This window comes from Paenibacillus sp. NPDC101420, from assembly GCF_050277435.1.
Classification (GTDB): Bacteria; Bacillota; Bacilli; order Paenibacillales; family Paenibacillaceae; genus Paenibacillus_AQ.
The window spans coordinates 598,164-613,749 of record NZ_JBNNSE010000002.1 but is presented as its reverse complement, the minus strand read 5'-3'; the positions used below and the strand labels follow the sequence as shown (position 1 = coordinate 613,749).

The window sequence follows — 15,586 nt, the reverse complement described above, 5'->3', positions numbered from 1 at the left end:
CCCTTCATGTTAGAACAAGAATCTATGAGCCAACCGTTCCATTCGGGACAACAGCTCAGGCATATGGACAGGTTTTACTACATAATCATCGGCACCCATCTGCAGGGCATGTACAATATCCGCCTGATTATTTCTCCCTGTCAGCATGATCACTAATATATTCACTTCCGGATACGTCTTGCGAATTCTTTCCAGGACTTCAACGCCATCAAGATCCGGCATCACTCCATCTAGTAGAATGATATATTTCTCATCTATGGAATACCAATCCGATTGCAAGAAATCCAGCCCGTTCGCATAACTGCTGATATTCACCTCAGCAATATCCTCCGGCTCCCAAGTATCAATCTGATGAGTCACTATTTTTCGAATCAACGCATCATCATCCACAACAATTACATTTAGAACCGAATGCTTTTTAGTCGACGATAAATGGTCCGTGTAGAGTGTAGTCTGATTCCTTCCGGCATCTTTGCTGGCATAGAGAGCTTGGTCTGCTTCTTCTACAATTTTATCGGCAATATTCTCAGCTTCTGTTACCTCTGATATCCCACTCGAGAAGGTCACATGAAAGACTTCATTCTTCGCAAAAAAGTCAGTGGCAGCAAATTGCTCCTGAATACGGTTTATTACTGTCAATGCAGAACTCGCATCCGTATTTGGTAGGAACACAGCAAACTCTTCTCCACCGAAGCGGCAAAAGGTATCTTCCATACGAATCGAACCCTTTACAAGCTCAGACAAGGACTGTAATACCTCATCTCCGATTAGATGACCATATGTATCATTAATCTTTTTGAAATAGTCCAGATCAATCAGTGCTAAAGAAAACACCCGTTCCGTGCGCTTAAAATCGCAAATCAGCTGCTTCATCACTTGATTAAAGTGTTTTCGATTAAACGCACCCGTCAATTCATCCACAATGATGGATTCCTGCCACTCCCGCTTTAACTCAAAGCGGTTTTTAATCAAAGCCAGAAATAAATCAATATCTACAGGCTTCGATAAAAAATCCATCACGCCCAGCCTATACGCATGCAGTTGAGTCGCTTTGGAGTACTCCCCACTTATAATGATGATTGGAATACGTTCTTTTTTGGCTTTGCCGATAATTTGATTCAAGACCTCAATTCCGCTGATATCAGGCAAAAGAATATCCAGAAGAATTAGATCCGGTTTGGTTTCATAAAAAATCTTGAGACCCCGTTCAGCGGATAAGGCTATGCTTACATAATAGTTCTGCTTCTCCAATGATTCTTTTAAATAAGCCACTAATTCTACATCATCATCAATAAGCAAAATATCATTATGTGGGAGTGCAACATCATTTCCTTTTTTGTCTAACGGCTTAACTGAACCTAGAGAAACCGATGAATCTTGGTTAAACAGTGGAATAAGCGGATACAAATAATCGCCCCACTCTTCAATAGACCAGCTCTTAAGGCTACTTTCCATGAAATAGGGCAACGTTGCATCGGCAAACTGTTCAACTTCTTGTAACCCCACTGTTCCTGCCGTACCTTTCAAATTATGCAAAAAACGATAAATGTCCTTCTCGTTAACTTCCGACAGTTCCGACCATTCTTGGAGGGTTTGTTTGGTCCGCTCTTCAACCATATTTTTATATTTTTGTGTAGTCATATTTACTCCTTCAGAGTATCGTATCAATCTCTCACTTCATCATATTTTTCATATACTGTCAATCGAATTTTCTTTAAATTCATAGGACTTTATATAAAAATGATCAAACGGACAAAAAACCTTTGGTTGAAGCTTGCTTCAGCATTTGTAATAATGATTGGAATGGTTCATTCCGTTTACACGGCGTAATCACCATATACAAAGGGAGGCTGTATTTATGAAGGGGATTATTACTGTATTAGGAAAAGACAAAGTAGGGATTATTGCCAAGGTATGTACATATCTTGCCGAGCACAATTTGAACATTCTGGATATTTCTCAGACGATTGTACAAGATTATTTTAACATGATGATGATTGTAGACATTTCTGGCGCGACTAAAGCATTTGAGGATATTGTTGAAGATTTACATTTGATCGGAGAAGCGATCGGCGTGGAAATCAAGCTTCAGCATGAGGATATTTTTAATATTATGCACCGCATTTAGGAGGATGACCATGATATCACTGGTGGAAGTACAAGAAACGAATAAGATGATCCGTGAAATGAATCTGGATGTACGTACTATAACGATGGGGATCAGCCTCATGGATTGTGCACATACAGATATGAGAACTTTTAACCAAAACGTATACGACAAAATCACTAGATCCGCCGAGAAGCTCGTCAAAACAGGTGAAGATCTGGAAAGACAATTCGGTGTACCCATTGTTAATAAACGGATTTCTGTGACTCCTATTGCTATTGCTGCTGGCGCCGTGAAGACGGATACGTATGTGCCTGTAGCGGAAATTTTGGACAAGGCTGCCAAAGAAGTCGGCGTTAACTTTATTGGCGGCTTCTCTGCGCTTGTGCAAAAAGGGTGCACCAAAGGTGATCGTATTCTAATCGACAGTATCCCAGAAGCACTCGCAGTCACTGAAAGAGTCTGTTCGTCCGTCAACGTCGGCTCCTCCAGAAGTGGAATCAATATGGATGCTGTGAAATTAATGGGTGATATCATTATTCAAACTGCGGAACGCACCAAGGATCGGGATTCCATCGGCTGTGCTAAGCTGGTTGTCTTCTGTAATGCTGTCGAGGACAATCCTTTTATGGCTGGAGCCTTTCATGGGGTCGGTGAACGGGAATGTGTCATCAACGTTGGCGTCAGTGGCCCAGGTGTAATCAAGCGTGCATTAGAGGAAGTAAAAGGTCAGGACTTCGAAACCCTGTGTGAAACGATCAAACGAACTGCGTTTAAAGTTACGCGTGTGGGACAACTAGTTGCGCAGGAAGCATCGAAACGGATGAACGTGCCTTTTGGGATTATCGATTTATCTCTGGCTCCAACACCAGAAATTGGGGATTCCATTGCGGAGATCTTTCAAGTCATGGGTCTGGAAGAAGCTGGCGCACCAGGAACAACAGCAGCTCTGGCGATTCTAAATGACAATGTTAAAAAAGGTGGCGTGATGGCCTCCTCCTATGTTGGTGGACTCAGTGGAGCCTTTATTCCAGTTAGTGAAGATCACGGAATGATTCAAGCCGTACAACGTGGTGCTCTTACACTTGAGAAGCTAGAAGCCATGACCTGTGTATGTTCTGTGGGACTGGACATGATTGCTATTCCGGGAAGTACCACCAAAGAGACGATCTCTGGCATCATCGCCGATGAAGCTGCTATCGGAATGGTCAACAACAAAACAACCGCTGTTCGCGTCATTCCTGTCATTGGCAAGGATGTAGGCGAAATCGTAGAATTTGGCGGCCTACTTGGATATGCGCCTGTCATGGCTGTTAACGGCTTCAATTGTGCCAACTTTATCAACCGAGGCGGACGAATTCCTGCTCCAATTCACAGCTTTAAGAACTAATAGAAACCTCAAACAGCAAGTCCCTATTTGTACCTAGGCGACTTGCTGTTTTTTATTGTTCAGAGCTTGAAGATGTTAATGTTATCAGATTTAAGCTCTCTGGATCCCAATATTAGGTGTTCCCCCGGTCAAATCGATAAATAATACATAGTCATTTCCATCCGTGCCCTTCAGCACGAGTCCTGTCTGACTTGAAACTCCCACAGCGAAATATCTGACTTGCTGAAGGCTCGTAGGTGCTGAAACTGGTGACAATGCCTGATTCACCGCGATCAAACGGGTCGCAGTTTTGATGGTGCCTGCACCGCTAATCTCACCGGTAACCCCCAAATGACCGAGCAGGGACTGACTGCCGTTCACCTGAAGGCTTCCCATAATAGTCTGACTACCATTTAATTGCAAGTTTGAATCGATAGTCTCATTCCCGTTGACATGCAGATCATTTTGAATGGTCTGACTTCCTGTAACAAGAATATTATCGAAGGTTGGCAAGACGATCATCCCTTTCAGGTTTTATAGTATATCTTATGTTAGACAAGACAATCCGGTCATAGATAGATATACATCTTTTACTAAATCCGCTTTTTCCTTCAAGATTCAGATTAATGGTCTTATACCTAAAGTCAAATGAACCCCCTACACATATAATGATTAGCAAGACTAGGTGCTAGAGCGAACGACTGGCTCCAATGAATACAGGAGGAATTATGAAGAAGACAGCTACTAGGCTCACTCCTCAAAGGACCACAACTCACGAAGTCTCCATCAGCCAAGTTCATCAATCGCAACACCATAATCTCATTCTCGAGAACTCTTACAGAGCGGAAACCATAACACGGGAACTAAAGCAATTAAGAGTATTGCTTCTGGTCCCCTCAGAGATAAGTGATAAAATGCCTAATGTACGACTTTTTAAAGATCAGCTAAGGCATCAGGTCAAAGAAGTGCTTGCCATTAAGTTACATCATAATCTAGAAGAATATTTAGCCCAGTATCAGCCTGATCTGATACTAGCCTTGGGATCAGAATCCCTGTTCCCTGAGGAGAATATTCCTGCCCTCAAAGCTTATAACGCTCCTAAGGCCGTATGGATGGCAGACGCGACCTGCCTTACCCGAACAGAACGTAATCTAGCGCTGTTATTCGATTATATTTTCACACAGAACATAGCTAATCTAATCTATTATCAAGGTTTACGTGAGAAACATTCGTGCTACCTCCCTTATGCTCCAGATACAGAACTCTATTATCCAAGACGTGTCGAGAACCGTTACCACAGTGACGTACTCATTCTCGGACATTTTCAAATGAATAGTGTTCTTGACACCTTAGCTCATTCGGAACTACTTCATGGTCTCAAGATAATGACCATTGGTAGCGGGTGGGAGCCCACTAAAAATTTCATAGACATCACCTACGATAAAGCAGAAATATCTAACTATTATAATGGAGCAAGGATCATCATCAATTGCACAGGATCTGTGCAGCAAATTATGGAGGTCGCTGCTTGCGGTGTATTTCAGTTCGTGGAAGATCATCCCCATTTTCAAAGTTACCCCATCACAGAAGAAGGCCTTATTCGTTTCCAGAACTTTAAAGAGCTCTCTGAGAGCTTCAAGTACTATATTGCTCATAGTGATGCAAGGAGAAGTTCGGCCTCTCTTGCTCTAAAGGAAGTGAAGTACAATCATTCTTATCTTCAGCAGGGAAAGCTGCTTCTCAAAAAAATATTCACGGAACCATAGGGGGTGACTTGACTTGAAATGCATCGCTTTTGTATTGCCTCAGTTTCATCAGATAGCAGAGAACGATTCCTGGTGGGGAGAGGGATTTACAGAATGGACAAATGTCAGGAAGGCTACAGCCCTTTATCCTGGACATGATCAACCGAAAAAACCGTTAAATAATAACTACTACGATTTAACGGACCCTAATGTGAAACAATGGCAGGCAGAAACTGCAAAAGCTCATGGCATTTACGGTTTTTGTTATTATCACTATTGGTTCAATGGCAGGCGACTTCTGGAACAACCGGTTCAGCAGATTCTTGCCAGCAAAGAGCCTGACTTCCCCTTTTGTCTGTCTTGGGCTAACGAACCTTGGACACGTAGCTGGGATGGCACTGAAGAAGATGTCTTGATGCCACAAGAATATGGAGAAGAACGGGATTGGCGAATGCATTTTTATGCTTTGTTGGAGGCCTTCAAAGATGAACGATATATTTGCGTAGACGGCAAACCAGTATTCATTATCTATAGATCCTCCAGCATCCCTCGGTGTGATGAAATGCTTCAATGTTGGCGTGATTTGGCTCAGCAAAACGGACTTAAGGGCCTTCATCTTGTCCGGACACTGGGCGGATTCCCCCTATATACAGAGCACGGGTTCGACGCCAGTCTAGAATTCGAGCCTCACTACACATTCGCACATGGCGGTGTAAAGCACTTATGGAGTTCCAAGCAGGTGGAGGATCAAAAGCATATTGTCATTGATTACGATGAATTATGGGAATCTATGTTAGAACGGACACCTCATAGGGATGGGGAAATTATATATCCGGGAGCATTTGTTAACTGGGATAATACACCACGCAAAGGTGCTGCCGGACAAAGTACTTTAGGTGCAAATCCTCACAAATTCGGTCAATACCTGTCACGACAAATTGAGAGGACCAAGAAGATGTTCAAAAGTGATTTTATTTATATTAACGCTTGGAACGAATGGGCTGAGGGTGCCTATTTAGAACCGGATGATCATTATCGGTATCAATACTTGCAAGCCATTAAGAAAGCCCTTCAATATCATCACAAAGAAGATCCTTCCACGCCGTAGCGTCAGAAGGATCTTCTTCTTTTACTCCTTATGGTCTTTCCGAAGTCTGCACTCTGGCGCTTCTTGCACTAATCATTCTCCAACCCGTTAGCAGTGCAGCCACAAAGCATATGGATGCCGAAGTCATGAACACTACATGCATCCCACTGATAAATAACTCTGGTCGGCCTGGAACTAGACCTGTTACCCGATAACCAGCTTCACTGCTCATCACATGAAAGAGAATCGTCGTAGCTATCGTAATACCGACGACCATCCCCACATTACGAACAAGCGAGTTGACGCTGCCCGCAGAACCAAGCTGAGTTCTAGGCACCTTTGACATCACAAGCGAATTATTTGGCGACTGAAACAGACCACTCCCTATTCCTAACATAGCGATCCACACGCCTACCAGCACAACAGAGCTTCCTTCATGAAGCTCAGCTAATCCAAACTGAGCAATAACCATAACTACCAGCCCTGCAAAAGTTAGGAATTCAGACCCGATTTTATCAGATAAAGCACCGCTTATTGGTGCTACGACTACCATACATATCGGTAATAACATCAACAGGAATCCCGCTTCAAAGGGCGATAGATTCAGCATATTCTGTGCATAAAACGGCGCGATGATATTAAAGCAGAAGTTCGCTGTAAACACGAGAAACCCACATAAAATACTTAATGAAAACAACGGATTCTTAAATAATGACAATTGCAGTAGCGGTTCTTTCCGGCGAAGCTCCGTCCATAAGAAAGCAATGAAGCTGACTATAGCTACGATTAAAGACGTCACAATTAAGCTATCCCCATAACCGAGCTGCTGTCCCAATAAAAGCCCTGCGAACAAACTTATGATAAAAATAGCGAAGAGTAAACTACCCGGAACGTCTATTGTAGATTTCGTCCTAGTTAAATCCTTAGGCAGTACCTTCCAGCCTAACAGGATAGCGATCACTCCAATAGGAATGTTCACCCAAAAAATATACTCCCAGCCTAATGTCGAAACCATAATCCCACCTAAGCTAGGGCCAGCTATACTTCCCAGAGACACGAATGTACCTATGAAACCAAGCGCTTTCCCCCGCTCATTGGCAGGAAAGATATCCGTAACGATTCCCTGGCTGTTCGCCATTGTCATCGAAGCTCCGATAGCCTGAATGACACGCGAAGCAAGTAAAGCAGGTAAACTTAAACTAAATCCACACAGCATAGAACCAATTACAAAAACTATCGTACCAATCTTAAAGATTCGAATCTTCCCGACAATATCTCCAAGCTTCCCGAAGAAAAGAATCGCAGCACAAATTGCCATCAAATATCCTGTGGTTACCCATTCGATTTGTGCCATAGGCAGCTTCAATTGTTTCGATAATTCTGGCAGAGCGATGTTGACAATACTACCATCAAGTGTGGACATGAAGGTGAAAATATTCAGAACAATTAAAATTATCCAGCGTTTCTTCTGAATTTCCTTGTCTTCCTGATAGGTTGCGCTAATAGAACTCATAAACTAACACCTCATTGAATATATAATCAACGTTTAGTTGCGCACGCAACAAAACTCACTTACCCAGTGTACATCAATTTAGTTGCGCGCGCAACGACTTTATTGTACACTTTGTCTCAGAGTAGCAAATACGCGAACTATAAACCCAAAGAGGTGTCTATATCTTGGAAAAAGAGCCTATAGGAAAGTTGATTTCCTATTTTCATCGTCAAAATCAAAAGCAATTGGTAAAAAAATTCATGCCCTATGGAATAGGTAGTGGTGGGCAACATAGTTTTCTAAAACTGATTACTTCCAGACCAGGGATTACACAAGATCAACTAACTTCTGAACTAAAATTCGATAAAGCCACCACCGCACGCTCCGTGAAGCAATTAGAGAATTCGGGTTATATTGAACGTAAACCAGATCCTAATGATCGACGCTCTCAACTACTATATCCAACGCCTAAAGCAATCGATTTCTCGCCAATTCTTCAGTCTATTTTAGATGATTATAACAAGAGCCTAGTTGGTAAATTAACCAGCGAGGAAGTAGAGCAGCTTCGCTACTTACTTCAAAAAATCAGCACTGACGAAGAATAGGACAAAAAAAGAAACTGTCTCAAAAGTAGTAAAGGCTACTTAAGGGACAGCTTCTTTTTTTGAGAATTATTAGGGAAATGCTCCCTGAAAATAGCTGGTAAATGTTTTAAATGAATAGAAAGAGGGAAATCCTCCCTAAAAATCAGAGTAATATCGGTATTTGCCAACAAATCAGCAAAATTATAGGGAGATTTTCCCTAATTATTAGTCAGATGAGCAGAAATCTCAGAATTACAGGGAGAAATTCCCTAATTATCGATCTGTGCTCCCGTTTCCTTGGTGAGGACACTCCACTTTTCCACAACCAGTCCATTCACTCCGCTACTTTTAGAGAAAAAACCTATATCATCCCGTGTTCACTTCACCTTTACAGTTTCAGCAACTTCTTTCGTAATCGCCTCCCCGCCGAGGCTCTTCCATTTCGCTACAAAAACGTCAAAGTCACTAAGCGGTGAATCGCCCACAATGATATTCAAAAATGTCTCGCTCTCCAGATTTTGCAGCTCCGTCCACTTACTCTTCATTAGTTGGGTGTTTCCGTAAAATACTCCCCGCACTCCCTCAATAGCAGTTGAAGTTAAGACGGCAACTCCATATTTATATGCATTCGCTGCTTTCCAGCCTTCCAGATCTTTCTTTGGTTGTTCAGTGTCCTCCACCCATTGATCATAAATGAGACGGGTATCTGGATTTAATGTTTCCGGGTCTATTTTGCCATGCAAAGCTTGCTGGATATCTGCATAATGTTTCTCTATCGCATCCGAATAATCAATTAAAAGGTCAAACGGATAATAAGCACGCAGCTGAATTCCTGTTTGCGCAGAGAAATCATCCAGCTTCTTAACTTCCTCCGAATTAGGGTCTTGTCTTCTCTCAAGTCTTGTAAACACGTTCAACTGCTTCATAATCGCCTCTGGATGCTCGAAACCTTTACGCACAACAAGGTAACGGTCTGTTACCGGAGCCAAATGAGCAACAAATTTACCAGACTCATCAAGTGGAGCAGCATACGCTCTCCATTCTGCCTTCGTATCGAGAGCAACCGCCTCTGACAAAGGATAATACGGCATCCACCACGGGCCAAAGAACATGCCTGATTTCCCTGTAATAATAGGCTCTTGCGTTTCTTTATAAAGTGCAAAATTAGGGTCCAGCAACCCTCTTTTATACCAATCAGCCAGTTTGGCTAGCGCTTGTTTGGTCTCAGGTGCAATGGATCCATATACGATATTCCCAGCGTTATCCTTGATCCAATTGGTGGGAAAAGCATGCAATGCACTAAACACAGCATCCAGACCATTTACTAATGGCTTTGTCCCATAGATGATATTTTTGTAGCCGCTAAGTCCGACCGTATCTCTTTTGCCATTGCCATCGGGGTCCTTCTCAATAAAAGCCTTCGCTATGTTCTCAATATCTTCAAAGGTTTGCGGTGCCTGCAGCTCCAGTTTATCCAGCCAATCCTGACGCACCCAGAGCAGAACAGGCGAATCCGCATCAATGGCTACATTAGGCAATCCGTATAATTTGCCGTATCGAGAAGCATCGGATAATGCCTCACCCTGAGTAGAATTGTACATATCCTTAATTAAATCAGAGCCATATACATTGTAGGTCTCTGTAAGATCCTCTATCATGTCATTATCAATGAGTTTCTTCAATTGATCTCGATCAACAACCATCGCATCCGGCAAATCATTGCTATCGATCGCAAGCTGTGCTTTTTGATTAAAAGCATCTTCACCCTTCGCTTCCCAAGAGTGAACTACCTTGATATTCGTAATGCTCTCCAAATAACGGGTGATTGGATTGTTGTCGTTGCTGTCACCTGTATTTAGCCTGGAATCGGGAACCTTAAATCCTACACGAATCACGATCGGATCTTCGTATTTGCTATACGCTAAAGAAGCATCTTCGACCTCACCCTGAGGACTTCGAGTAGAATCTACTGTTTTGTTCTGGTCACGGCATGATGTAAGTCCGATCATCATTACAAGTAAGAGGATGGATCTATACAATCTCATCATTGGTCCTTCCCCTCCGCACGATATTCACTCGGGAGTTGACCAATACGTTCTTTGAACAGTCTACTGAAGTAACGGTCATCTTCAAAGCCAGACCTTGAAGCAATCTCACAGACGGGTAATGAAGTCTCCCGTAATAATGATTTAGCCAACTCAAGCCGCATTCCCCGTAAACATTCACCGAATGTCTCCCCGGCAAAACGAGCGAAACATTGACTGAAATAACCACGGCTCATATTAATTTCCGCCGCTACGTCGCTCTGATTGATTTTGTCACCTGCATGGCTCTTCATGTAACGAACTGCGCGAATAAGGCAAGACATCACCTCTTTAGTCAATCCTAGCTCGAGCATTCTCCTTCCCGCATGATCAGAAAATCGGCGCAGCCAGGTCTTCCAATGGCACCAGTTCAAATTAAAAGAAATATCCCGTTCCAGTTGAACAGCATCCTCTGACTTCAAAAGTAAAGAACTCCAGCTTTGCAAAAGGGAATGGGCGAACGTTAGAAATCTATCTTGCCTTGGCTTCTGCAGGAGTATGTTCGTTACAAAATTCTCCCATTCGTTTCCATCAATCGTCCACTTGAGATTTTGAGCTTGCACGAATAGATCAGCTTCATCCGGTTTTAAATGGGGAACCGCTATTTCCTTCTTTAGTTCCTCATAATTCAGAAAGGTCAGTTCTTCAGCACTAGAATGATAAAATAGCATATGCCGAAGCTTCGTGGTGAGCTGCTCCTCCAATTCCTGTAGTGACTGATCTCTTAACCCACTGATGAGCGCGGTCTGCCATCTCCCAGAAAGCTGGTTCTTAAGCTCACGCTTCCCCTCCTCTTCCGAGAACCGGTGAAGCAAGGGCGACATCCACATCTCATGAAAGGTAATCAGCGGATTATTCTTCACGAAGGATAGGTGAAATAACTCTTCTTCATTACAGTGGCTGCTTAATGGTAAATAGAGCAGTGCCTTGTCTGCAGCTATCCTTTTACCTTCACCATGAACCAGTGCATCCCTTGTATTGTCCTCCCATTTGATGCGATCGACCAGGCGACGTATAGTCTCGTCCGCATTTTCCATCTCCAATAGAGTTTTGACAATATAATCAACGGCTCCTAAACGCATGGCCTCCTGCACATAGTCAAACTCATGATGGCAAGTAAGCACAACACAGCGAATACCTGCGAAACGCTGCCTTACTAGTTTAATTAGCTCGAACCCAGAAATGCCGGGCATGGTCAAATCTACAAATAACAGATCCACATCCTGTTGTTGAAGTAGCTCCAAGGCCGATTTGCCATCTCCCGCCTCACCGACAATCACAACCCCTAAGGATGACCAATCAATTAGAGATATGAAGCCTTTCCGCACAAGTCTCTCGTCATCAACCACTACAGCCTTAATCATCGAAGTCCTCCTTACCTTTCCTCGGAATCACGATAGATACAACCGTACCTTCCCCTAGCTTGCTGTACATCTCTAGCTTCATTTGTTCTCCATAGTAGGTTCTGAGCATCCGGTTCACGTACGAGAATCCGATTCCGAGCCCCCGTTTCTTGGCGCCATTCTCTGACAGCAGTTGATCTAACGTATCCGCATCCATTCCAGCCCCATTGTCTCTTACACACAGCTGAACTTCTCCTTCACCATGCTCTGTAATCAAGACGTCCACCCTGCCATTATCGCTTAGTCCATGATAAATCGAGTTCTCAACAAGAGGTTGAAGTAAGAATCTGGGGACAGCCACAGACAATACATCCTCATCAGCCTCCACGTTAAATTCGAATTCATAGTCATAACGGATGCGCTGCAGTTCCATATAATTTCGGATCGCTTCAATTTCCTCTCCAAGGGTAACAATGATGCTTTGCTTGCCCAGATTATAATGCAGCACCTTAACAAGAAGGGTAACCAGCTTGTCGATCTCCTTCTGACCGTTAAGCCTTGCCATCCACTGCACCGTGTTCAATGTATTATGCAAAAAATGAGGGTTAATCTGGCTAAGTAGCTTTTCAATCTCGAATTGGCTTTTCTGCTTCTCATTATGGGCTACCGCAACAATCAGCTCATTCACCTGTTTCTTCATCTGCTGGAAGTTACTGAGCACAAAATCAAACTCTTCCACATTCGTGTAGGCAACCGGAGAGGTAACATTTTCCGCCATTCGATTAATTTCAAGGTTAACCTTGCGCAAAGGACCATAAATCTTTTTCCAGATCATCAAAGCCAGAACTCCAGCAAAGAGTAGTGTCGAGAACGCGAGCAGGATCATTTTATAGAACCAAGAATAAATTTCACTGTTGAATTCGGACTTTTTAACTACTGCAATAAGCTTCCATCCCTGTGGGCTAGCGTATCGAAACAGATGATATCCGGTAAGTGTTTCATGTGATAGATTAGAGTTGCTTCCAGCAGCTTTGATAATTCCTTGAGGCAATTTACCATCAATGACATAAGTGCTAGAGCCCTGTTGATTCACAAGCAGGTGGTTAACCTTCATCCCGTAAGATTCCTGATTAAATATTTTGCGAAGCAGGCTATAATTCGTCTCTAAATAAATATATAGCTTATGCTCACCTGGTACGCGTACAATGCGCTGCTCTGAGAACACGAGATTATCGCCGACGGCATACATCGTAGAATGAGGTCCATAATAATCAGCTCCGTTATATCGCATAAAAGAAGGTAACGTACTGATATCGAAATTTCTGCGCGCACTCATATTCGTGAACAGAACCGGATCATCACTGCTTGGCATAATGTAGGCTGTAAGTCCAATGTAGGGATTCGTGAAATTAACGAGGTTGATCTTCTGGTTGATGGAGTTCATCATTTGCGATTTGCGATAAATTTGCTTTTCCTGAATAAATGAGGACATTTCTTCCACAATCTGACCATCCAGCGCAAACTGTTTAGAGGCAAAATCCATATTGTCGATGGCATTCTCCAAGCTAGAGGCTTCCTGTTTCAAGCTTGCACTTATACCATTGCCAATTTTCCCTGAAAGAATAGAGTAAATAGAGGTGTAGGTTACGAATCCTACTAAGAGAAGCGGAAGAAGTGTTCCGATAACTAGATAGATGAATAAGGTATTCCGTAAGGATTTGACAACTGGGGTATGATTACGCTTAAGTACTCTTACCATCCGAATGATCCTCTTCCTTCTTCCTGTAAGCGTTCTATATATATATCAATGTGAGAATACCACATTTATCCTTAATTGAATAGAATAGGGCAGAACAGCCTCCACGCCGCCCCGCCCTATTTGTATTTTTCTAATCACACCTTATTTCACGCTTTTACGAGCCTCGAACAATTCCTCTGCCTTTTTAATCGAGAAATCCATAACTTCGGCATAGCCGAGACCATTCACCTTATCATGCATTTCTTTATTCAATTTGTCATATTCCGCTTGATCTTTAGCAAAAACCATTTTCCAAGAAATTTGTTGAATGACCGTACCAATTTGTTTGTTCTTTTGCTCCAGTGTTTTGTCCATCATCAATGGTTCTTTTCCAGTGAAGCCTTGTGGTGCTACGGCCAATAGATTATTTTTCTCAAAATACTCCTTAGGCGTCAGAACGCCCATCTTCGCTCTCCAGTCACTATCAAGCTTAGACGGATTACGCTCTAGGGTTGTCGTCCATAGATTGTGATCGTATGGCTCTTTGTTGTCTGGATTCACCATCGCCGGAACTACAAAAGAGAAGTTCATTTGATTAGAGCCGTAATAGTAGTCACCACCACCATATTCTGCAGGCACTTGTGTATTCTGTTGATCGGCATAAGCCTTCCAACCAAAGTCAGTCACGACAGGTTTACCGCTTGCATCCATATCCCAGGTTAGACCTTTAGGTCCGTTAGGCACCGCTGTTCCGCTTCCTGCAGAGATCATTGCACCTTCCGGAGTATACATCCAGTTAATAAATTCCATAATTCTAGCAGGTTCTTTAGCTTTTGCACCGATTGCTATAATACCGTTACCACCGTATACATTGAAGCCAGTGGAATACATCAGCTCATCCTTGAACGGAACTAATGCAAAACCTTTACCTTCTGCTGTTCTTTCCGATGTATTGTAGTTTGCTGCCCCTAGCCACGGGAACCAAGAGAACAACAGACGACCATCCTTGTATTTCGCTACAACATCGTCGAATTTTTGTGTCATAGAATCTGGATCCACCAGACCCATTTGGTTAGCTTCAAAATACAGTTTGAGCGACTTCATATACCAGCTGTCTTCGGATAAGAAGTCATAATATTTCTCTTCGTCTGCTTTAACATATACAGCGGTATCAGGAATTTCGTCATAGCCCATCATGTTGGCGAACTGTTTCGCCAGTGTCATTTTATAGTTGCCGTCCCAGTCAGACCACATCGAGAAAGCATAGGTTTTCTTTCCTTGCTCATTTTTGGGCTCAAGCTCTTGCATTTTTTTCAGCACGGGCAAATAATCTTCAATCTTTGAAATTTCAGGTGCTCCGATTTGTTGATAAAGATCCCATCGCAGGTCTGGCCCCCAAGTCATATCTCTCCCTTCAGAAGGTCCAGATGGATTAGAAGCTACGCTGTTTCCGATGCCAAACACTGATGATCCACCGCCAAAAGCAACCTTTGCTTTCTCAATCGCTTTTGGGAACGTACTCGCAATGTCTTTTCCGTATTTATCCAGAAGTCCGTCTTGTGTCCAGTCTAAGAGAAGCTTTCCTTTGATCGCATTTGGATAATGGTTCTTATCATCACCGAAAATAATGATATCTCCAAGATCTCCGGAAGCCATCATTGCAGAGATTTTGGTATCTCCACCTGTCAGGTTTGAAGCTACAATGTCCATCTCAATATTGAACTTATCTTTGATGATTTTGGCAAACCACCCGGTTTGTGGACCCGCATAGTTAGCTGTTGTAGAGAATACGGTCAGCTTCAGCGGCTTGGAATGATCAAGTGCTCCGTCATCCGGTGCTGCTGTTTCTTCCGCCGGCGCATTCGTTGCAGCGGAAGTAGGCTTCTCTGTGCTCGTGTTTTTACCCGAGTTAGCCGTATTATTCCCCCCGCCACATGCTGCCAGAACAAAGACCAGGATTACGGATAGCATGACAAGCGATGCTCTTCTTAGTCTCATTGCTTTATACCCTCCCTTTCGTATCTTCACATATAGTTC

The 15,586-nt window shown here is 43.0% G+C and carries 12 protein-coding genes; 5 read left to right on the top strand and 7 right to left on the bottom strand.

Annotation, left to right across the window (positions count from 1 at the left end):
* Positions 1–9 precede the first annotated feature (9 nt).
* The gene (locus ACQKMP_RS11555; RefSeq protein WP_042189978.1) at positions 10–1,641 is read right to left on the bottom strand and encodes a diguanylate cyclase; all 1,632 of its coding nucleotides are present in this window, start codon (positions 1,639–1,641) and stop codon (positions 10–12) included.
* 217 nt (positions 1,642–1,858) lie between these two features.
* Between ACQKMP_RS11555 and ACQKMP_RS11550 the strand changes: the two genes are divergently transcribed.
* Both ACQKMP_RS11550 and ACQKMP_RS11545 read left to right on the top strand, forming a co-directional pair.
* Positions 1,859–2,128, top strand: coding sequence for an ACT domain-containing protein (locus tag ACQKMP_RS11550; RefSeq protein WP_042189980.1), 270 nt, complete (start codon positions 1,859–1,861; stop codon positions 2,126–2,128).
* A 13-nt stretch (positions 2,129–2,141) separates the two neighbouring features.
* A complete protein-coding gene (locus tag ACQKMP_RS11545) occupies positions 2,142–3,497 on the top strand; it encodes a PFL family protein (protein WP_256716384.1) in 1,356 nt (451 codons plus the stop codon).
* Positions 3,498–3,587: 90 nt separating this feature from the next.
* Here ACQKMP_RS11545 and ACQKMP_RS11540 read toward each other — a convergent pair whose 3' ends face one another.
* Entirely contained in the window at positions 3,588–3,998 is a 411-nt protein-coding gene (locus tag ACQKMP_RS11540; protein WP_231573315.1) for a hypothetical protein, read from the bottom strand.
* 206 nt (positions 3,999–4,204) lie between these two features.
* Between ACQKMP_RS11540 and ACQKMP_RS11535 the strand changes: the two genes are divergently transcribed.
* Together ACQKMP_RS11535 and ACQKMP_RS11530 are read left to right on the top strand one after the other, a co-directional pair.
* Complete coding sequence (locus ACQKMP_RS11535; protein ID WP_427469395.1) at positions 4,205–5,242, top strand: glycosyltransferase family protein; 1,038 nt, start codon at positions 4,205–4,207, stop codon at positions 5,240–5,242.
* A gap of 13 nt (positions 5,243–5,255) precedes the next feature.
* The gene (locus tag ACQKMP_RS11530; RefSeq protein WP_339242580.1) at positions 5,256–6,329 is read left to right on the top strand and encodes a glycoside hydrolase family 99-like domain-containing protein; all 1,074 of its coding nucleotides are present in this window, start codon (positions 5,256–5,258) and stop codon (positions 6,327–6,329) included.
* A gap of 28 nt (positions 6,330–6,357) precedes the next feature.
* Here the strand turns inward: ACQKMP_RS11530 and ACQKMP_RS11525 are convergent, their stop codons facing one another.
* Positions 6,358–7,821, bottom strand: a complete 1,464-nt coding sequence (locus ACQKMP_RS11525; protein WP_427469394.1) for an MFS transporter — start codon at positions 7,819–7,821, stop codon at positions 6,358–6,360.
* A 164-nt stretch (positions 7,822–7,985) separates the two neighbouring features.
* On the opposite strand from ACQKMP_RS11525, the gene ACQKMP_RS11520 reads away from it, so the two are divergent.
* Entirely contained in the window at positions 7,986–8,405 is a 420-nt protein-coding gene (locus ACQKMP_RS11520; protein ID WP_076284623.1) for a MarR family winged helix-turn-helix transcriptional regulator, read from the top strand.
* A 356-nt stretch (positions 8,406–8,761) separates the two neighbouring features.
* Here the strand turns inward: ACQKMP_RS11520 and ACQKMP_RS11515 are convergent, their stop codons facing one another.
* From ACQKMP_RS11515 to ACQKMP_RS11500, 4 genes are all read right to left on the bottom strand, one after another.
* Complete coding sequence (locus ACQKMP_RS11515) at positions 8,762–10,432, bottom strand: extracellular solute-binding protein (protein WP_052404363.1); 1,671 nt, start codon at positions 10,430–10,432, stop codon at positions 8,762–8,764.
* Complete coding sequence (locus ACQKMP_RS11510; RefSeq protein WP_427469393.1) at positions 10,429–11,832, bottom strand: response regulator transcription factor; 1,404 nt, start codon at positions 11,830–11,832, stop codon at positions 10,429–10,431. The genes ACQKMP_RS11515 and ACQKMP_RS11510 overlap by 4 nt, the downstream gene beginning before the upstream one ends.
* Entirely contained in the window at positions 11,825–13,570 is a 1,746-nt protein-coding gene (locus tag ACQKMP_RS11505) for a sensor histidine kinase (RefSeq protein ID WP_341128765.1), read from the bottom strand. Before ACQKMP_RS11505 ends, ACQKMP_RS11510 begins: the two co-directional genes overlap by 8 nt.
* Positions 13,571–13,711: 141 nt before the next feature.
* Positions 13,712–15,547: an ABC transporter substrate-binding protein gene (locus ACQKMP_RS11500; RefSeq protein WP_427469392.1), complete on the bottom strand. Its 1,836-nt coding sequence runs from the start codon at positions 15,545–15,547 to the stop codon at positions 13,712–13,714.
* Between the last annotated feature and the right edge of the window lie 39 nt (positions 15,548–15,586).

What these genes read in the sequence shown, in the direction of transcription:
- ACQKMP_RS11550 (WP_042189980.1), top strand. Translation starts at nt 1,859, where the DNA reads ATGAAGGGGATTATTACTGTATTAGGAAAAGACAAAGTAGGGATTATT.
- ACQKMP_RS11540 (WP_231573315.1), bottom strand. Translation starts at nt 3,998, where the DNA reads ATGATCGTCTTGCCAACCTTCGATAATATTCTTGTTACAGGAAGTCAG.
- ACQKMP_RS11555 (WP_042189978.1), bottom strand. Translation starts at nt 1,641, where the DNA reads ATGACTACACAAAAATATAAAAATATGGTTGAAGAGCGGACCAAACAA.
- ACQKMP_RS11525 (WP_427469394.1), bottom strand. Translation starts at nt 7,821, where the DNA reads ATGAGTTCTATTAGCGCAACCTATCAGGAAGACAAGGAAATTCAGAAG.
- ACQKMP_RS11535 (WP_427469395.1), top strand. Translation starts at nt 4,205, where the DNA reads ATGAAGAAGACAGCTACTAGGCTCACTCCTCAAAGGACCACAACTCAC.
- ACQKMP_RS11510 (WP_427469393.1), bottom strand. Translation starts at nt 11,832, where the DNA reads ATGATTAAGGCTGTAGTGGTTGATGACGAGAGACTTGTGCGGAAAGGC.
- ACQKMP_RS11505 (WP_341128765.1), bottom strand. Translation starts at nt 13,570, where the DNA reads ATGGTAAGAGTACTTAAGCGTAATCATACCCCAGTTGTCAAATCCTTA.
- ACQKMP_RS11500 (WP_427469392.1), bottom strand. Translation starts at nt 15,547, where the DNA reads ATGAGACTAAGAAGAGCATCGCTTGTCATGCTATCCGTAATCCTGGTC.
- ACQKMP_RS11515 (WP_052404363.1), bottom strand. Translation starts at nt 10,432, where the DNA reads ATGATGAGATTGTATAGATCCATCCTCTTACTTGTAATGATGATCGGA.